The 17,817-nt window shown below is 69.6% G+C and carries 14 protein-coding genes and 2 pseudogenes; 3 read left to right on the top strand and 13 right to left on the bottom strand.

Annotation, left to right across the window (positions count from 1 at the left end):
- Positions 1 to 24: 24 nt before the first annotated feature.
- The 3 genes from JK364_RS45055 to JK364_RS45065 all read right to left on the bottom strand — a co-directional run bounded on the left by JK364_RS45055 (position 25) and on the right by JK364_RS45065 (position 4,102).
- The gene (locus JK364_RS45055; RefSeq protein ID WP_201857251.1) at positions 25 to 2,085 is read right to left on the bottom strand and encodes a hydantoinase/oxoprolinase family protein; all 2,061 of its coding nucleotides are present in this window, start codon (positions 2,083 to 2,085) and stop codon (positions 25 to 27) included.
- A gap of 50 nt (positions 2,086 to 2,135) precedes the next feature.
- A complete protein-coding gene (locus tag JK364_RS45060; protein ID WP_201857252.1) occupies positions 2,136 to 3,410 on the bottom strand; it encodes a hydroxymethylglutaryl-CoA reductase, degradative in 1,275 nt (424 codons plus the stop codon).
- 119 nt (positions 3,411 to 3,529) lie between these two features.
- A complete protein-coding gene (locus JK364_RS45065; protein ID WP_201857253.1) occupies positions 3,530 to 4,102 on the bottom strand; it encodes an ATP-binding protein in 573 nt (190 codons plus the stop codon).
- A 162-nt stretch (positions 4,103 to 4,264) separates the two neighbouring features.
- On the opposite strand from JK364_RS45065, the gene JK364_RS45070 reads away from it, so the two are divergent.
- Positions 4,265 to 6,241, top strand: a complete 1,977-nt coding sequence (locus JK364_RS45070; protein ID WP_201857254.1) for a helix-turn-helix domain-containing protein — start codon at positions 4,265 to 4,267, stop codon at positions 6,239 to 6,241.
- Positions 6,242 to 6,683: 442 nt separating this feature from the next.
- On the opposite strand, the gene JK364_RS45075 is transcribed toward JK364_RS45070, so the two are convergent.
- Positions 6,684 to 7,238, bottom strand: coding sequence for a dihydrofolate reductase family protein (locus JK364_RS45075; protein ID WP_201857255.1), 555 nt, complete (start codon positions 7,236 to 7,238; stop codon positions 6,684 to 6,686).
- 95 nt (positions 7,239 to 7,333) lie between these two features.
- A complete protein-coding gene (locus JK364_RS45080; RefSeq protein WP_230993483.1) occupies positions 7,334 to 7,969 on the bottom strand; it encodes a helix-turn-helix domain-containing protein in 636 nt (211 codons plus the stop codon).
- Between the two features lie 343 nt (positions 7,970 to 8,312).
- Here JK364_RS45080 and JK364_RS45085 point away from each other — a divergent pair.
- Positions 8,313 to 9,178: pseudogene (locus JK364_RS45085) on the top strand (helix-turn-helix domain-containing protein); the annotation flags it as partial.
- Positions 9,179 to 9,247: 69 nt separating this feature from the next.
- On the top strand, positions 9,248 to 9,637 hold the full coding sequence (locus JK364_RS45090) for a hypothetical protein (protein ID WP_201857311.1): 390 nt from the start codon (positions 9,248 to 9,250) through the stop codon (positions 9,635 to 9,637).
- 755 nt (positions 9,638 to 10,392) lie between these two features.
- Here the strand turns inward: JK364_RS45090 and JK364_RS45095 are convergent.
- The 8 genes and pseudogenes from JK364_RS45095 to JK364_RS45135 all read right to left on the bottom strand — a co-directional run bounded on the left by JK364_RS45095 (position 10,393) and on the right by JK364_RS45135 (position 17,813).
- Positions 10,393 to 11,500: pseudogene (locus JK364_RS45095) on the bottom strand (integrase core domain-containing protein).
- Positions 11,501 to 11,683: 183 nt separating this feature from the next.
- Complete coding sequence (locus tag JK364_RS45105) at positions 11,684 to 12,610, bottom strand: VOC family protein (RefSeq protein WP_201857257.1); 927 nt, start codon at positions 12,608 to 12,610, stop codon at positions 11,684 to 11,686.
- Positions 12,611 to 12,643: 33 nt separating this feature from the next.
- Complete coding sequence (locus tag JK364_RS45110) at positions 12,644 to 13,486, bottom strand: fumarylacetoacetate hydrolase family protein (RefSeq protein WP_201857258.1); 843 nt, start codon at positions 13,484 to 13,486, stop codon at positions 12,644 to 12,646.
- 90 nt (positions 13,487 to 13,576) lie between these two features.
- Positions 13,577 to 14,041, bottom strand: a complete 465-nt coding sequence (locus JK364_RS45115) for a cupin domain-containing protein (RefSeq protein ID WP_201857259.1) — start codon at positions 14,039 to 14,041, stop codon at positions 13,577 to 13,579.
- The gene (locus tag JK364_RS45120) at positions 14,041 to 14,505 is read right to left on the bottom strand and encodes a lipocalin-like domain-containing protein (protein ID WP_201857260.1); all 465 of its coding nucleotides are present in this window, start codon (positions 14,503 to 14,505) and stop codon (positions 14,041 to 14,043) included. Before JK364_RS45120 ends, JK364_RS45115 begins: the two co-directional genes overlap by 1 nt.
- Positions 14,506 to 14,519: 14 nt before the next feature.
- On the bottom strand, positions 14,520 to 15,467 hold the full coding sequence (locus JK364_RS45125) for a VOC family protein (protein ID WP_201857261.1): 948 nt from the start codon (positions 15,465 to 15,467) through the stop codon (positions 14,520 to 14,522).
- A 1-nt stretch (position 15,468) separates the two neighbouring features.
- Entirely contained in the window at positions 15,469 to 16,659 is a 1,191-nt protein-coding gene (locus JK364_RS45130) for an alpha/beta hydrolase family protein (RefSeq protein WP_201857262.1), read from the bottom strand.
- 29 nt (positions 16,660 to 16,688) lie between these two features.
- On the bottom strand, positions 16,689 to 17,813 hold the full coding sequence (locus JK364_RS45135; protein ID WP_230993484.1) for an FAD-dependent monooxygenase: 1,125 nt from the start codon (positions 17,811 to 17,813) through the stop codon (positions 16,689 to 16,691).
- Positions 17,814 to 17,817: the final 4 nt, after the last annotated feature.

Genomic DNA, 17,817 nt, shown 5'->3' on the forward strand with positions numbered 1-17,817 from the left:
GTCTCCTGGATCGGGCCGTGGCGTTCAGACGGACGGCTGGAGCCGGATGAGGAAGTGGCCGGCGTCGGTCAGCTCCACCGTGGCTCCGGTGGGCACATAGACGGTGGTGTCGGGCTCCTCCAGCAGGCACGGCCCCTTCGCCCGCGCCAGCGCGGCGAAGCCGCGGTGCACATCCACCTCGGTCCGAGCCCCGGTCACCGGTTCGAGGATGGTGCGGCGCAGCAGGGTATGGCACTCCCCGTCGGTCTCCACGATCTGCCGGACCTGCTGGACGTCACTGCGGCCGACCGCGCGCACCCGGGAGTTGACCAGGAGGATGTCGGTCTCGGTCCAGGCCGTCCCGGCCCCGAACTCGGTCTCGTAGTCGGCGATGAACCGCGCGCGCAGTTCGTCCTTGTCCGCCTCGGTGAAGGTCCCGCCCTTCAGCCGTGTGGTGACCTCGAAGATCTGGCCGACGAACTTCATATCGGCCTCGCGGTGGAGCTCCCGCCGGTCCTCGGGGATGCCCTCGCCGTCGAACCACGCCCGCGCGCGCCGCTCCAGGGCCTGGAACTCGCGGTCCAGGTCGGCGGCCGGCTGCCGCATCGTCCAGGGGCTGGTCCGCACGGCGGAGAAGACGGAATCGGCGTGCATGAGCCCGTAGGCCGAGAACACCGCGGCGTTTCGGGGGATGACGAGTTCGCTCACGCCGATCTCGGCGGCGATGCTCGCGGCGAACAGGCCGCAGGCGCCGCCGAACCCGACGAGGGTGAACTCCCGCGGGTCGTGGCCGCGGTTGACGGTGATCTTACGCAGCGCGTTCGCCATCTGGGAGGTGGCGAGGCGGTACACGCCCTCGGCCGCGGCGTCCTCGGCCACTCCGAGGGGCTCCGCGACATGTGCGCGCAGCGCCTCACGGGCCAGGTCCTCGTACAGCTCGACGGTCCCGCCGAGGTAGTAGCCGGGGTTGATCAGGCCGAGCACCAGCGCGGCGTCGGTGACGGCCGGGCGGGTTCCGCCCTTGCCGTAGCAGGCGGGGCCGGGAGTGGAGCCCGTGCTGTGCGGACCGACGCGGAGCAGACCGCGGCCGTCCACCCAGGCGGCGCTGCCGCCGCCGGCGCCGATCGTCTCGATGTCGACGACGGTCAAACTCGTCGGCAGACCGCCGATCTCGGCCCGCGGGAGCAGCCGGAACTCACCATCCATGATCGCGGCGGCATCCAGGCTGGTGCCACCCATGTCGGCGGTCAGCACCCGGCGCCTGCCCAACTGCTGCCCGAGCAGGCGGGCGCCGGTGACGCCGCCGACCGGCCCGGAGTTGAACATGGAGATCGGCGCCTTGCTGGTTTCCTCGACCGACAGGAACCCGCCGTGGACCTGCATGATCTGCACACGAGTACGCAGGCCGCGGGCGCGCAGCTCCTCGGCGAGGTGGTCGAAGTGGGAGGCGACGAGCGGTTTGACCGCGGCGTCGAGCGCCGTGGTGACCATGCGCTCGTACTCACGGTAGACCGGTGTCAGGCCGCTGGAGAGGGTGAACGGGACGTCCGGGTGGTTCTCCCGCAGATACCGGCCGATGGCCTGCTCATGGGCGGGGTTGCGGAACGACCACAGCAGGCATACGGCGATGGCCTCCACGCCCGTGGCGAGCGCGGAGTCCACCGCGGCGGCGATGGCCTCCTGCCGCAGCGGCACAAGGACCTCGCCGTGGGCATCGACGCGTTCGGCGACCTCGATGACGCGGCCGCGCTCGACGATGCCGGGCGGTGGCAGCATCTTGTGCGGGTCGCGCTCGTCGGTCCGCGCCGACCGGGCGATCCGCATCGTGTCGCGGAACCCCTGCGTCGTGAGGAGCGCCACCGTGGCGTACTTCTGCTCGTCGACCGCGTTGGTGACGATCGTGTTGCCGAGCACGAACCGGTCGACGGCCGGGTAGAACTCCTCCTCGGACATGCCGGCGCGCTCCTGGAGCACGGCCAGCGCGCCCAGGATGCCGGTGGTGACATCCTTCGTCGAGAACGCCTTCCCGCGGACCGCGCGGCCGTCGAGGACCGCGACCGCGTCGGTGAATGTGCCACCGACGTCGATACCAACCTGTAGTGCCATGTCTCAGCGTCTCCCTTGGCTCGGATACGTGCGGGCGGTGAGGCGAGGCATCAGCCCTCGCCGCGCAGCTCGGCGAGGACTTTTTCGGCATGGTCGGCGCGCACGGCCCGGTCGGTGATCAGCCGGGCGACCACGAGCGGCAGTTCCTCGGGGGTGGCACCGGCGGTGACGGCGACGTTGCGGGCGTGCAGCGACATGTGGCCGCGCTGGATGCCCTCGGTCGCCAGGGCCCGGACCGCGGCGAGATTCTGCGCCAGGCCGACGGCGGTGATGACTTCGCCCAGCTCGCGGGCCGTCGTGACGCCGAGCAGGGCCACGGCGGCCTGTGCGACCGGGTGCACCTTGGTGGCCCCGCCGACCAGGCCGACCGCCATCGGCAGCTCCAGCGCGCCGACCAGGTTGCCGTCGGAGTCCTTCTCGAAGTGCGACAGGGACGTGTACCCACGGTACCGGCCGGTCGCATGCGAGTGGGCGCCGGCTTCGACGGCGCGGGTGTCATTGCCGGTGGCCAGCACGACCGCGATGACGCCGTTCATGATCCCCTTGTTGTGGGTGGCGGCGCGGTACGGGTCCGCCTCGGCCAGGGCCGCGGCGTGCACGATGTCGTCGACCACCTCAGGCCCTCCGAGCGCCTCGGCGTCGAACACGGCACGCGCCCGGCACAGCCGCAGGTCGGCCTTGTTGCTGAGAATCCGCAGCAGCGTGCGTCCCCGGGCGATCTCCCCGACCCGCCCGGCGATCGCCTCGGCCATGGTGTTGACGGCGTTGGCGCCCATCGCGTCGCGTACGTCCACGATCAGGTGCAGCACCACATAGGTGCCCCCGGGAGCGTCGACCAGATGTACGTCCACGTCCCGGACGCCGCCGCCGAACCGGAGGAGCTGAGGGTCCTGTGCGTCGGCCAGCGCGATGAGCTCCTCGCGCGCTTCGAGCAGCCGTAGCCGGGCGGTGTGCGGATCGGCGACATCGAGGACCTGGAGCTGCGCCCGCATGAGCGGTTCGGTGGTCGAGGTGGTGAATCCGCCGGTGACGCGGGCGATACGGGCGGCGTTACTGGCCGCGGCGATCACCGACGGCTCCTCGGTGGCCATGGGGATCAGATAGTCGCGGCCGTTGACGGTGAAATTGGTGGCCACACCCAGCGGGACGCCGAGGACACCTATGGCGTTCTCGACCATGTGGTCGGCCTGCTCGAGGGTGAGGCCGCGCTCGGGATCGAGAACCTCCAGGCTCTCCGGCTCGACCGCGGCACCGCGCGCGATACGGGCGCGGCGCTCACCGACCGACAGGTCCTTCACGCCGGAAAGCCTGCTGTTGACTGCCATGGATCCTCCTGCTTTCGGTGACGAGCTCAAGGGGAGACAGGCCCCGCGGCGGGCGAGCGGCGACGTGGCTCCCGGGGCATGACGGCCAGGACGCCGCCGGGCGCCGCAAGCCGTCCGTTTCAACACCCGGTCGGCGACCGGCGGCCGGGCAGCTCCCGCGGCTGTCCTCGCTGAGCGGGAAGCGGAATCAGCAGCTCGGCACGGACGGCCGTGCCCTGCGAGTCCCGCTGGACCCGACACGTTGTGGCGTAGGCGTGGACCAGGCCCAGCCCCCGCCCGTCCACCATCTGGTCGGGTGTCCCCGTGCCAGGGCACCGTTCCCGCCAGGTGCCGGTGTCCCTGACTTCGACGGAGACCGCGGAGTCGTCGACCGTCAGCAGCAGGCTCACCTCGGGGCTTCCGCTGTGCAGCACGCTGTTGGTGACCAGTTCCGTGGCGATCACGCGCAGTGCGTCGACGGTCTCCTCGGGCGCCCCCCACCGTGTCGCCACGTCGCGGGTGAAGGCCCGCAGAGCGGGAACCGCCCGGGGCTCCACGCCCATGGAGCACATGGCGGACCGCTGCCGGGACGCGGCCCCGCCGCATCGGCGGCGGTGGGTGGGCTGGATTAGCTGTTCATCGATCACGATCATGTCCTGCGGTGAGGAGTCCGTCGTCACGCCGGAGAGTCGCACTACGGTCGAGGTGGGCATCGGGCCCTGAGTTGCACCACTGTGACCAGCGGATCTTCAGTGGATGACGCCGCTGTCACACCTCAGACTTTAGATACGCGGTGTAACAGCGCCCATGTACCATCAGTACACGGTGCGAAGTTTTTAATGGGTGATTCACACAGGGCGGACAGGACGGTGGACATGGGAGCGCCCCGGGACACCGAGCGGGCGGCACCACGGGCCGACATCCCGGTGACCGCTGTCCTGACCCTGCTCGATCTCGCCGCGAAAGGACCCCCGGACGAGCCCGACGCCGTGACCGACCTGCTGCTCACCGAGCATCTCGACACCGCCACGGCCACCCAGGTGGGCCGCCGGGTTCGCGAGTTCCAGGGCGCGATGGCCCGGTCGCACCGGCGCGGACAGGAACTGGCCGCTCTGTTCTCCAGCGCACGGGAACTCGCCGAACTGCACGATGTGGATCTGCTGATCACCCGGCTGGTACGGCGCGCCCATGACCTGGCCGGGACCGATGTCACCTATCTGTCCGAGTTCGACGAGACCACCCATGAGCTGAGGGTCCGCTCCACCGCGGGAGCGGTCGCCCCGTCCTTCCAGAAGCTGAGGGTGCCGCCCCATATCGGTCTGGCCAGCAAGATCGTCGAGTCCCGCGCCCCGCAGTGGACCTCACGCTACGAACATCTGCGCGACGTGCCCCATGACGACAGCATCGACAACGCCGTCCGCGCCGAGGGCCTCGTCTCCATCGCCGGCGTCCCGCTGATCGCCGGCGGCAGGGTCCTGGGAGTGCTGTTCGCCGCCAATCGCGCCGAGCACACCTTCTCCCCGGAAGAGGTCTCACTGTTGTCGGCCTTCGCCGACAACGTCGCCGTCGTACTGCAATCGGCCCGTCTGCTCACCCAGGCCCGGGACGCGGCCGCCGAGACGCAGCGCGCCTATGACGCGCTGGCCGACCACGTCGAGGCGATGGAGCGCGCCAGCCGGGTGCACGAGGAGCTGACCGCCGCGGTTCTGCGCGGAGGCGGTGCCGCGGACGTCGCGCGGACTCTGGAAGCGGCACTGGAGCGGCCCGTGGTCATCCTCGACGAGACCTACGCCGTGCTCGCCGCATCGGACGATCGGAGCACCGCCTCGGTGATCGACCCGCCCGCAGTCCGGGCGGCCATCACCGACAGCCTGCGCTCCGGGCGCTGCACTCCGCTGGACCCGCCGACCGGCGAGTTTCACACCGCGGTCGCCGTGCTCGCCGGGGAGATGATGCTCGGCGGCCTGCTCATCGGCGACGGCACGGTCGAACTCGGCGCGGTGGAGCAGCGGACCATCGAGCGCGCCGCACAGATCACCGCGCTCCTCACTCTGAAACAGGACGCGGTCCTCCACGCCGAGGACCATGTGCGCGGTGAGCTTCTCGGTGACCTCGTCAGTCCCGACGCCCGGCGGCGCGCGAGCCTGCCCGCCCGGCTGCGCGCCCGCAGACTGCGCCCGGAGGACCTGCGGACCGTCGTCATCACCGTGGTGGCACCCGAACAGCGCCGCGCCGCGCTGCGGGCCACCCAGACCGTGGCCGCGCCGTCCGGCCTGGCGGGCGAAGTGGACGGCGTCGTCACACTCGTCGTGCCGGAGAGCGATCCGCAGCGCGCGGCGACCGCCGTCCGCGACCGCCTGTGCGCCGCGACGGAGGTCGGCGCGGTGCTGACCGTGGCCGCGCCCCCTGCGGAGAGCCTCGACGAACTGAGCGCGCGTTTCACGACGGCCCGGGATTGCGGCCGGGTGCTGACCGCCCTCGGCATCGAGGCGGCCGCGGTCGCGGCCGACGCCTACCTGCCGTACACGACGCTGTTCGCCCACGACCCCACCAGCGTGCGGCAGTTCATCGATCGCACCATCGGCCCCGTCCGGCGCTGGGATGCCGAACGGGGGACCGATCTGCTCGCCACCCTCCACCGCTTCGTGGACTGCAACGCCAGCCCCGCCCGCACCGCGCGACTGATGGGCGTGCACAGCAACACCGTGCTTCAGCGGCTCGACAGGATCACCCAACTGCTCGGCGACACATGGCGGGACCCGGAGTCGTTCTTCCGCGTCTCGGTGGCGGTCCGCCTGCACACCCTGTCGGAAGCCCTTCGGAGCTCCTCACACCCACTCCGGCGTCCCTGACAGGAGCGGACCCGGCGGGCAGTCTGCCAGACCCCTGAAGGGTGTCCAACGGTCGGACCCGGCCGGCCACCGCTGTCGGAGGAGATTGCGGCGCTCATCCAGCGCCTGGCGCGTGAGATCCCGGCCTGGGGGTACGTCAGGATCCAGGGCGAGCCGCGCCGGCTCGGTCGTAGGGTTGCCGCTGCCACGATCCGGCGCGTTCTGCGCCGCTGCGGTCCACCGCCCGCACCGCAGCGTGGCTCCCAGCAGACCTGGCGTTCCTTCCCGCGCTCCCAGGCTCACACGCTGCTCGCCTGCGATTCCATGCACGTGGAGACCGAACGATGGATACGCACAGCCCGCACCCTTCAGACCCCTTCGGCACCCGCAACGTTCCGCCACGACATGGACAAGCGGCTCGATCTCCTGCCCGTCCCTGTACCCGGCCCTCGTCGAGCAGTGCTCAGCGCGTCGGACGGTAGGTCGCGATGATCACTCCGCTGCTGGTCGGCTGAGCGCTGACCAGCTCCAGCTTCTTCAGGGTGGCGTCGTCGGCGAACAGCTTCTTGCGGCCCTCGCCGGCCACCACCGGGTGGATCAGCAGTACCAGTTCGTCCAACAGGTCCTGCTCCAGAAGCGAACGCACCAGCGTGGGGCTGCCCGCGACGGTGATGTCCTTCCCCTCGCCCGACTTGAGCTCCTCGATCGCGGCCGGCAGATCGCCGTTGATAAGCGTGCTGTTCGCCCAGTCCTCCACGCTGTCCAGCGTGGAGGAGACGACGTACTTGGGCGAATCATTGATCCACTTGGCGAAGCCGGCGTCCTCGCCGTCGGTTACCGTCGGCCAGTACCCGGCCCACTCGGTGAAGGTCGCCCGGCCCAGCAGAATCGTGTCGGCCGTCTCCAGCGTCTTTCCCAGCGCCGCGCCCATCTCCTCGTCGAAATCGAACTGCCACTCGTTCGGCGACTGGGCGACACCATCGAGCGAGACGAACAGACCCGAAACAACCTTGCGCATGATTCCTCCGTGATGAGTTCGGAATCGTCTGCCCGGTCCCGGCCGAATAGCGCTCCGGCCGGGGCGGGCCGACCCCGTCGGCCACGTCAGGAAGACTATGCGGGCACCGGGGAGGAGGGCTTGTACAGAAGCGACAGCGGCTCCGCCCGGCCCGGAGCACTCAGCCGAGCGGCGGTCCGGCCGATGAACCGGGTCAGGGACCGCGCCAGGTGCGGCTGGTCGAAATAGCCCAGATGGTGCACGACGTCCTGCGCCTGCACCCCCTCCTGGATCAGAACCGCCGCCTCGCGGGCACGGTGGATCTGCCGGATGGCACCCCGGGTGAGGCCCGTCGCCGCGACGAAACGCCGCTGGAGGGTCCGCTCGGAGACATCGGGGGCCGCGCCGCCGAGCACCGCGGGCACGATCGGGTCGCAGTCCACGATGCCCTCACGCACCATGCGCCGCACGAACGCCTCCGCATTGTCGTAATCGGGCACGTGCCAGGCGGAACCCTTCAGCCACACGGAGCGCCGCGTCACGTCGGGGATCTCCGCGCTGCCACCCACAAGCCGGCTGATCGGCACGTGAGGCATCGAGGTGCCGAGAGCGAAGCTGATACCGAAGAACGTGGCGTCCTTGGGAACGGGGGCCAGACAGGCCCTGGGCTCCGGGCCCAGCACGGCCGCCTGCACCTGGCCGTCGTGTTCCCAGAAGACAAGCTCCCAATGCGACGCCGCGATCGACGTCATCCGGCCAACCGCGATGCTGCGGCTGCGCCATACCCTCTCGATGGACGGCAACTCCGACGGCCGACTCTCGATCTCCAGACCCAACCGGATCGCCCCCGTTCGCCGCCGCCTGCGCCGCCAGTGTGTCACGTCGCACGGACGGCCAAAGCTCGTGCGAGATGCGCGGGAGGACCCGCGCGACTCGGCCCGAACGCGGCCAGCGGCCCGATGCCCCAGGGCTGCGCTTGCCGAGAATGCCATCCGCCCTGATCGGAGGCCTGCACCTGGACTGGCGGCCGTCGGCCTCGTCGCTCGAGTCGGTGCTCTCGCGCAGCCGGTAGTCGACGCGTCATGATGATCGACCGTGCTGCTGCGACTGGCCTACCTGGGAGTGACCAACGCGTTCGCGTTGCTGCGTCTGTTGCCGATGAGCGACCGGGACAAGGATGCGGAGATCCTGGCCCTCCGCCATCAGATCACAGTGCTCGAACGCCAACTCGGTGGTGCCCGAGTACGGTTCACCCCGGGCGACCGGGCGACCGGGCGTTCCTGGCGGCGCTGCTGCACCGGCTGCCGTTGCCGGCTCTGCGGCGGGTGCGGCTGCTCGTGCGTCCTGACACGGTGCTGCGCTGGCATCGCGACCTCGCCAGGCGCCGTCATGCCGCCCTATCGCGGCCCAAGCGACCCGGTCGCCCTCGTACCGAGCGCTCCATCCGGATTCTGGTGCTGCGGCTGGCGAGGGAGAATCCAAGCTGGGGCTACAGGCGCCTTCATGGCGAGCTGCTCGTGCTGGGAGTGAGGGTGGCCGCGTCGACTGTCTGGAAGATCCTGAAGGATGCCGGCGTCGATCCGGCGCCCGGCCGGAGCTCCAGCACGTGGGCTGGCTTCCTGCGTTCCCAAGCCGACGCCCTCCTGGCCTGTGACTTCGTTGAGGCGGTCACCCTGTCCGGCGCGCGGATGTACGTACTCGCGGTGATCGAGCACAGCAGTCGCCGTATCCGGTTCCTGGGCGCCACCGCACACCCGACCACATCCTGGGTAACCCAAGCGGCGAAGAACCTGGTCATGGATCTCGAAGACGTCGGCTGCCGGGCACGATTCATGATCCGGGACAGGGACGGGAAGTTCCCCGCCCTGTTCGACGCCGTCCTCAAGGACACGGGGATCGAAATTGTCCTCGCCGGAATCCAGATGCCGAGAATGAACTCAATCATGGGAAGGTGGGTGCAGAGGTTTATCGGAAGCGGGTAGACGCTGAAGGGGTCACTGAGTTGGCTTACAGGACGACGTTTCTCCCCGATGGCAGCATTGCGCACATCAAGTTCAAGTGAGGATGATCCGATGGAATCGGATGCTTGCGAGGCACTGAGCAGCCTGATTCGCTGGAAATCATCGCTGGATGGCCTGATCGACGCTGCCAACCGATGCGATCTGCGCGAGGGACCTTGTGTACGTCTGGATCGTGATGCCGTAAGAGATGTTCTGCAGCGGTGTATTTCCGGAGAGCTAGACGTTCTCGAATTGCCGCGATGGGCTGGAGCGGTTCACATGCTGGATCGTGTCGAGATCGATGAAGCGGACGTTGAGATGCTCAGTCAATTCCTCTTCGAGGCGTCGAGTCCTGAACTGTTCGAGCCGATCAATGTGGACCTGTGCCAGCGATGGATCAGCCGAATGGGGAATGCTTAGCAATCTGCTCACGCAAAAGTCTGGAGGCCGGGGCGGAGGGGATTCCGGACTCCAGGCGCTTGACGGTAATGGTGAGGCAACGTCAGCGGAAGACTGCTGCGGCGGGTGGTATGTCGGGATCATCGGGATCGTTGTCGGTCGGGCTGAAGGCGCGACCCAGGGCGCCGATCGCTTGCATACTGTACATATGCGACACTCGGTCACGATGCCAGCTTCCAGGCAACTCGGGACGCAGGGGCCGAAAAGGGTGGACTCCTTTGCCCGGCTGATTGTGCGTCAATGTGACCTGGGAGAACGGACCGGAGCACGCCGCTCAGGCTCGACGCGACTGGGGGTCAAGGGGGCGTAGGTTCAAATCCTGTCGTCCCGACCAGCGTTTTCGCAGGTCGCTGTGTGCCGTCGTCAACCGTGGGCCCGCGAGGTCACCCCATCGATTGGGATGCTCTGTGCATCGAGAGGCATAAGGACCCTTGTCGGCTCCCGACCCGCTTTCGAGGTGGGAGCACGGAGGCGCGCTCCCCATGCGACAGGGGGAACTGGAGCTACCGGCGGTCTCGCTGGCTGGTTTCCGCAGGCAGGCCGTGTGCGGGCAACCTGGTTGTCGTGGGTGGCCTGCGCCAAGCGGTGGTAAAGCCCCTTGGCGTCTGCCGGCAGATAGGGCACTCCCAGAGTGTGAGCGCCGTATCCGGCCCTATGGCGCCGCAGCGAGACAGTCCGCAGAGGTTGCCCTTGCCGAGAAATGTCATCCATGCAGGTCACGCAGCATGTCGGTACTCGTGAAGGATCCCGCCGAGTCGATCGCTTCGTCGTATGTCGAGACGGCTGATTTGCTCAGGATCGTCGATCGGCGTGGGTAGGGCGTGCAGCGGTCCGGCGTTCGCGATGCCCTGGTGCGGCCGGTGTGCGTTGTGGAACTGCTCGAACTCGCGCAAGATGTGAAGCAGGTGCCGATGGTTCCAAACCAGGGTGCGGTCCAGGAGTTCCCGTCTGCAGGTCTGTACCCACCGTTCCATGATCGAGTTCATTCTCGGCATCTGAACGCCGCTGAGGACGACCTCGATCCCCGCATTCGCCAGGATGGCATCGAACAGGGCGGGGAACTTTCCGTCCCGGTCCCTGATCATGTAACGCGCTCGGCAGCCCGCGTCCTCAAGATCCATGGCGAGGTTCTTCGAGGTTCTTCGCGGTCTGCGCCACTCATGAAGAGGTTGGGTGCGCGGTGGCACCCAGGACCCGGATCCGTCGGCTGGCATGCTCGATGAGGGCGAGCACGTACATCCGAGCCCCGGACAGGGTGACCGTTTCGAAGAAGTCACAGGCCAGCAGGGCGTAGGCCTGGGAGCGCAGGAAGTTCGCCCAGGTGCTGGCTCACCGCTCGGATGCTGGATCGATACCGGCCTCTTGCAGGATCTCCCAGACGGTTGAAGCGGCCACTTTCACGCCCAGGACGAGCAGTTCGCCGTGCAGGCGGCGATATCCCCAGCCGGGGTTCTCCCGTGTCAGGCGCAGCACCAGGGCCCGCACGGAGTGCACGGTCCGAGGCCGTCCGGAACGCTTGGGCCGGGAGGCGGCAGCATGGCGGCGGGGAGAAGGTCGCGGTGCCGGCGGAGCACCGTGTCCGGACGCACCAGCAGCCGCACTCCGCGGAGCACGTCCATGGGGAACCGGTGCAGCAGCGCCGCCAGAAATGCCCGGTCGCCCGGAGTGAACCGTACCCGGTCCTTGCCGAGTTGGCGTTCCAGCACCGTGATCTGGTGCCGCAAGGCGAGTATCTCAACAGCTTTGTCTCGATCGCCCATCGGTAGCAGGCGCAGCATAGCGAACGCATTCGTCACGCCCAGGTAAGGCCAGTCGCAGCAGCACGGTCGATCATCTTGCCGCGGCGAGCACCAGCCTCGCGGGAGCGCCCGTTCAGGCGACTTCTCCGGTCGACCCCGAACACGGCGCGCACCTCCTCCCACCAGGGCGGATGAGGTTTTCGGCAAGAGCACGGTCCACAGTGGGAAGGGCGGGCAGATGACGCCCACGCGGGCGGCGTCGTGAGAGTTACCTGGGCGTACCGTGAGCGTCGGTCATCAGCCCGGCGAGGTCGTCGGGGGACAGGAAGGAGGGCGGTGGCGGCGGGCCCCAGCTGAACAGGCCCTTGGCGCCCTCCAGGACCTCCGGGGTCCACAGCTGGTCGTCAACGATGCAGTCCATGTCGGAGTAGTACTCCGAGAAGTTGCCGGCTGGGTCCTTGAGGTACCAGAAGAAGTTGGATCCGGCGTGGTGGCGGCCGAGGCCCCAGACGTGCCGCTCCGGATGGTCTTCGAGCATGGCGGCGGCGCCCCGGCCGACGTCGTCGATGTCGTCGACCTGCCATGAGGTGTGGTGCAGGAAGGCGATCGGGGCGGCCAGTACGAGGACGTTGTGGTGGTCGGTGGAGCAGCGTAGGAAGGCGCCCTGGTCCTTGATGTAGTCGGACGCCTTGAAGCCAAGGCCGTCGCGGAAGAAGACGGTGGTGGCGTCGAAGTCCAGGGTGCCGAGGACGACGTGGCCGAGCTTGCGGGGCCGTACGGGGTCGGTGCGCAGGACGCCCGGCGCGCGGGCGCCGGTTCGGTCGTGGCGGCCGGGCCCGTTATAGGCGGTGCCCGGGACCGGGGCCTGGGCGAGCCGCGGGGCCACCTCCAGCACCGCGCGGACGCCGGTAGCCCTGTCATGGGCCGTCAGCCGGTTCTGCTCGGAGCGGCTGTCGATGCCGAGACGGTGCAGGCGCGAGGCGGCCGCGGCCAGGTCGTCGGGGGTGTCGGCGCCGATGCGTATCTCGACCAGGCGGCGGGTCGGGGTCGGGACGATGCGCAGCTGGCGGCCGCCGTCCCGGCTCGCGAACCAGCCGTTGTCGGCCGGTGTGAGGCCGAACTCCGTGTAGTACGCGGCTGTCTCGGCTGCGTTGGGGACTCCCATCGTGAGGGAGGTCAGACGGTGCAGTGCCATGTTGGACTCCTTTGTCCGTGCTGCGGCCCGGGGTTACGCCACGAAGGTCTGACGCAGCTCGCCGACGCCCTCGACGAAGCTGACGAGCTCGTCCCCGGGGGCCGGCCAGCGCTGGGGGCCGCGTCCGAAGCCGACGCCGGCGGGGGTGCCGGTGAAGATGACGTCGCCGGGGAGCAGCGGGAGGACCGCGGAGAGGCGGGCGATCAGGGTGGGAACGGGGAAGATCAGTTCGCGGGTACGGTCCTTCTGGACCTCCTCGCCGTTGACGGTGCAGCTCAGCTCGAGGTCGTCGGGGTTGTTGAACTCGTCGGGGGTGACCAGGCACGGTCCGAGGGGAGCGAAGCCGGGGCAGGACTTGCCCACGCTGAACTGCGGTGCCGGGCCGGACTGCTGCAGCAGCCGTTCAGAGATGTCCTGCCCGGCTGTCAGCCCGGCCACGTGATCCCAGGCGTCCGCTTCGGATACCGATTCGGTGCGGCGGCCGATCACGGCGACCAGCTCGACCTCCCAGTCGGTGTGGCCGCCCTCGGGGAGCCGCACCTGGCTGACGGGCCCGGATATGGCGGTGGCGTACGTGGTGAAGACCAGTGGCAGCCCCTCGGGCACGTCGAATCCCGACTCGGCGGCGTGGTCGCGGTAGTTCAGCCCGATAGCGAAGGTCTGCCGGGGCAGTGGTGTGGGCGGGCCGAGGTCGGTCGCAGCGAAGGGCTCCCCCTCGGGGAGATCCGCGGTGTCGGCCCAGGCCCGGAACTCCTCCCAGCGTTCGTAGACGGCCTGAGGGTCGGCCGCGAACCGGCCCGCGCCTGCCCGCCGCACGTCGACGGCGCGGCCGTCGCGGAGCAGGGCCAGACGGCCGGCGAGGTTGACAATCCGCATGGTGTGACTCCTGTAACTGGGTGTACTGAAAGAGGAAGGGGGCCGGCGGCTCGGCACGGTTACGGTCCGAGGCGCCGGCCCCGTTGGTGCTCAGCCCTCGGCGGGACGGAGCGGCTCGGCATCCAGCAGGGCGAACAGGACGGTGCAGGGCCGGCCGGAGCGGTTGTCCCAGGCGTGGCTGGTGCCGCGCTGGACCAGCACGTCGCCGGCGCGCAGGAGGGTCTCGCCGTCGTCGAGGACGCTGTAGACCTCGCCGTCGATGACGTAGGCGTAGTCGAGGGAATCCGTGCGGTGGACGAACGCGGACCCGCCCGGCTCGCGCGGCGGGAACTCGACCACCCGCAGCACGCTGCCCCGGGCCGGGGGCGGCAGCGGCACCCCGGGGCCGACCGGGTCGCGGTAGTCGGTCGCGTTGCCGGGGCGTCCCTCGTGCAGCCAGAGATTCGTCACGGTGGCGTCGGCGGTGGTCTCGACGTGCGGGCACACGCGGTCCTCGACGACGGTGGACCGTCCTTCGCCGTCGCGGCCGGTGACGATCCTTCGGATCTCGCGCATCACCGGCCCTCCGTCCCTGTGCGCTGCCAGCGGATGTAGCTGCCGAGCCACTCGCCGCCCATCTTCATCGGAGGTGTGTCGAGCTTCAGGGTGTTCTCGTCCTCGAAGATGCACGTCCTGGTGAGGTCGGTGCCGACGAAGTTCGGGAACGTCGCGATCTCCACGTGGTGGACGACCGCCTCGGTCAGCTCGTCGACGTCGTAGGTGCCGGCGTACGCGATGACCGAGCGGTACGCGTCGGCCCGCTCCTGCTGCGTGCCGCCGTCGAGCGAGCCGTCGGCGAAGGGGGGCCGCTCGAGGAGCGTCAGGTTGGCGCTCATCGTCCCCTCGTCGGTGTAGATGAGCAGTCCGGCGCAGTCGGCCGCCGGGCCGAGGGGCGGGTCGAGCTCCTCCTCGCCGCAGAAGACCTTCCAGTCGGTCATCCGCCAGCTGCCGGAGAGCCGGGTACGCACCGAGGTCGTCATGTCGTCCCCTCCGCTCACATCGGGGGTGCGACGAACAGGCCGCGGTCGACGTCGTTCTGCGAGCGGGCTGCGACGAACTCGTTCATGTTGTTCGCGGTGCCCCACACGTCGGAGTTGGCGGGATCGCGCACGTCGTAGAGGTGCGGGTGCCAGGTGTCCTCGTCGATCGTCTCGACCTCGGTGGTGTACTCGACGGTGTTTCCCGCCTTGTCGAGGAAGTAGCTGAACGAGTTGTCCCCGGCGAGGTGCCGCCCAGGGCCCCAGAGCCGCTCGTAGCCCAGGCGGTGCAGGCGGCCGGTGCCGCGCATGAACTCGTCGATGCCGCGCATCTCGAACGAGGCGTGGTGGAAGGCGGCGTGCGGGCCGCGAACGAAGCCGAAGCTGTGGTGGAAGGTGTTGCACCGCAGGAACCACATGATCTCGCGGTCGCCGATGCACATCGTGTCGGTCAGCCGGAATCCGAGGTGGTCGGTGTACCAGCGGACGGTTGCCTCCGGCGTCGGCGTGTTCATCAGCACGTGCGAGAGTTTCACCGGGACGGGCTCGCGCGCCTCGATCTTCCGGTGCCTGCGCACCGCGACGTCCGCGGAGACTTCGACGACACGTCCCTCGTTGTCGAAGAACCGGACGCCGTAGCCGCCGCCCGGAGTGTCCATCACGCGGGGCTCGTGTATCAGCCGCACGCCCTGGGCGATCAGCCGCTCGGCGAGGGTGTCCACGTCGGCGGGGCTGGGGGCGCCGAACGCGATGAGGTCGGTGCGCTTCTGGCCGTCCTGGCGGAGGCGGACGACGTACTGCTCGGGCGAGCCCTCAGCGGCGAGGAAGGAGACTCCCGAGTCGTGGGCCGTCTCTGTCAGCCCCCAGGTCTCCTGGTAGAACGCGCGCTGTTCGGCGAAGTTCGGCATCGCGATGTCGACGTGCCGCAGGTGGGTGATCAGGGGGGCGACGGTGTTGGTGGTCATGTCAGTTTCCTTCTTTCGCTGTCGGGCCGAGCCGGTCGGCCAGCCAGTCGGCGATGGTGGGCAGGACCGGGCCGGAGCCCATGTGTCCGCCGGGGAAGAGCCGGGCGGTCTTCGGGTCGCCGTGCTCGAGGGCGAGGTGGATGTCGGCGGCGGCGTTCTGCTGGTCGTCCTTGCCGTTGACCAGCAGCAGCGGGCAGGACTCGCGGTCCAGGACCCCCTGGTCGAGCAGGGAGAGCTCGGGGCAGCGCACGACGTAGTCGGCGAAGGTGCTGCCGCCGAAGATGCGGGCGCGGGCCGGCATGAGGTCCATCAGGTAGGACGAGGCGTGCCGGGACTTCTCCTGCCACTCGGGCTGAAACGTCAGGTGCACTCCGCCGCCCCAGTTGACCGCGGCGGCGAGGCGTTCGCGGTGCGTGTGTGCCAGCTTCATCGCCCAGTAGCCGCCGAAGGACAGGCCGAGGGCTGCGACCCGGTCACCGTCGAGGTCGTCCCTGCCCTGCAGCCAGTCGAAGACGGGGTCCCACTGGCGTTCCGCATCCGGCCCTGCCAGCACGGGGGACTGGCCGACGCCCGGCTTATCGAGGTGCACCGTGGCGAAGCCGCGCTCACGCAGCAGCCGGCCACGGGCGTAGCTCTCCTCCTTCCACACGTCGATGCCGCCCCACATCAACACCACCGGCGGCCTGGCCGAGCCGCCGGGCGGCCGGGCAACCAGGAACGTGACGGAGTCGCCCTCGCCCTCGCGCCCTTCGAACGGGACGCTCACCCGCTCGACCGGGGTGTCCTCCAGCTCGCAGACCCGGGCGAAGTAGGTTCGGGCCTGCTCGTACGCGGCCAGCTTGGCAGGATGGAGGGGGGAGGGGTACCGGCCGAGGAACGCGAACTGGTAGGCCTGCCACCAGTTCTCCAGCGCGGCGCGCCGGTCGCCGTCGGCCTCGGCACGCTCGGCGGCAGCCGCGAACTCCGTCGCGCCGCCGAGCCAGTGCTTGGCCCACCGGACCGGGTCGAGGCCGGGCAGCGTCTCAATGTATTGGGCGGCCGCAGCCTCGCCGATGGCGTTGAACGGGTTGCGCCGCTCCGCGAGATGCGTGCGCAGCCACGCCTTCGCCTCGGGCAGGGACGGAGCGTCCTGTGGGGAGTCTGCTGCGACGTCGTGCTGCGTGACGTCGTGTTGTGCGTCTGTTGGGGACAACTCAACCTCCTGTGTCATACCGGCTCGTGTCACGCCGGCTGCGCCATCTGCCGATGGCAGGCGTCGATGAGCTGGTGCGAGTCGCGGTGCCGCTGTTCCTGCTCAAGGCGGGAGATCGCCACTGAGGTCTTCACCAGGACCGAGCACCGCTCCCAGCGGCGGTCGGTGAACGACTCGAGGGCCTTCGGCACGTCCTGCTGCCGGTCCAGCTCCTCGGCGAGGATCAGGCCGTCTTCGATGGCGAGGGCGGCGCCACTGGTCATCTGGGGCGAGGGCGCGTGCGCGGCGTCGCCGATCACGACGCTGCTGCCGTGGGACCACGGCGCATCGACGATCACGGTCTGCACCGGCCGCCGGACCACCGAACCGGAGCGTGCGACCAGCGGCCGGAACTCGGCCACCCGTCCGGCGAACGACGCCAGAAGTTCGGCCATCCGCTCCGCGAGTTCGGAATCCGGCAGCACGTCGGGCCGCACCCCGTTCTCGGTGAGGAAGACGTAGGCCTGGGTCGCGGAGATCGGCACGAGTCCCGTCTGGTGGCCGGTGCTCGCGTAGGTGTGGATCCCGGTGGCCCAGTCGGGGCGCGGCACGAGCGCCCGCCACACCATCTGGCCGTGGTAGTCGACCGGGGCGGTGCAACCGGTGAGGTCGCGGACAGTCGAGCGGATACCGTCGGCACCCACCAGCAGGTCGACGGTGCGCGTCGTGCCGTCGGTCAGCTCGGCATGCACCTGTCCGGCCTGCTGTGCCAGTCGGGAGACGCTGAGCCCGTAGCGGATCCGCACCCCGAGCCGCAGCGCCGCCGTGTGCAGGATGCGGTGCAGCTCCGGGCGCGCGATCCCCGCCATGGCGGGGCGGTCCTCGCCGAGCAGGCAGGGGAGCGCGACCGGGGCCACCGCTCCATGTGCGTCGGTGTTGGTGATCGTGCGCATGCCGTATCCGGCGGTGAGGCACTGGTCGGCCAGCCCGAGCTGGTCGAGTGCGCGGAGCGAGGGGCCGGTCAGGCTCAGCCCCCAGCCGACGGTGGCTCCCTCGGCGCTCGTCTCGGCGACCTCGACGAGCCATCCCCGCCGGGCCAGGGCGCTCGCCGCCGTCAGTCCCGCGATGCCGGCGCCGACGATCAGCGCCGACCGGACGTCGTCTGTGTTCTCCATGGGT

It is taken from the genome of Streptomyces endocoffeicus (assembly GCF_016741935.1).
Lineage (GTDB): Bacteria > Actinomycetota > Actinomycetes > Streptomycetales > Streptomycetaceae > Streptomyces > Streptomyces endocoffeicus.

What these genes read in the sequence shown, in the direction of transcription:
- JK364_RS45055 (WP_201857251.1), bottom strand. Translation starts at nt 2,085, where the DNA reads ATGGCACTACAGGTTGGTATCGACGTCGGTGGCACATTCACCGACGCG.
- JK364_RS45060 (WP_201857252.1), bottom strand. Translation starts at nt 3,410, where the DNA reads ATGGCAGTCAACAGCAGGCTTTCCGGCGTGAAGGACCTGTCGGTCGGT.
- JK364_RS45065 (WP_201857253.1), bottom strand. Translation starts at nt 4,102, where the DNA reads ATGCCCACCTCGACCGTAGTGCGACTCTCCGGCGTGACGACGGACTCC.
- JK364_RS45070 (WP_201857254.1), top strand. Translation starts at nt 4,265, where the DNA reads ATGGGAGCGCCCCGGGACACCGAGCGGGCGGCACCACGGGCCGACATC.
- JK364_RS45075 (WP_201857255.1), bottom strand. Translation starts at nt 7,238, where the DNA reads ATGCGCAAGGTTGTTTCGGGTCTGTTCGTCTCGCTCGATGGTGTCGCC.
- JK364_RS45080 (WP_230993483.1), bottom strand. Translation starts at nt 7,969, where the DNA reads ATGACGTCGATCGCGGCGTCGCATTGGGAGCTTGTCTTCTGGGAACAC.
- JK364_RS45090 (WP_201857311.1), top strand. Translation starts at nt 9,248, where the DNA reads ATGGCAGCATTGCGCACATCAAGTTCAAGTGAGGATGATCCGATGGAA.
- JK364_RS45105 (WP_201857257.1), bottom strand. Translation starts at nt 12,610, where the DNA reads ATGGCACTGCACCGTCTGACCTCCCTCACGATGGGAGTCCCCAACGCA.
- JK364_RS45110 (WP_201857258.1), bottom strand. Translation starts at nt 13,486, where the DNA reads ATGCGGATTGTCAACCTCGCCGGCCGTCTGGCCCTGCTCCGCGACGGC.
- JK364_RS45115 (WP_201857259.1), bottom strand. Translation starts at nt 14,041, where the DNA reads ATGCGCGAGATCCGAAGGATCGTCACCGGCCGCGACGGCGAAGGACGG.
- JK364_RS45120 (WP_201857260.1), bottom strand. Translation starts at nt 14,505, where the DNA reads ATGACGACCTCGGTGCGTACCCGGCTCTCCGGCAGCTGGCGGATGACC.
- JK364_RS45125 (WP_201857261.1), bottom strand. Translation starts at nt 15,467, where the DNA reads ATGACCACCAACACCGTCGCCCCCCTGATCACCCACCTGCGGCACGTC.
- JK364_RS45135 (WP_230993484.1), bottom strand. Translation starts at nt 17,813, where the DNA reads ATGGAGAACACAGACGACGTCCGGTCGGCGCTGATCGTCGGCGCCGGC.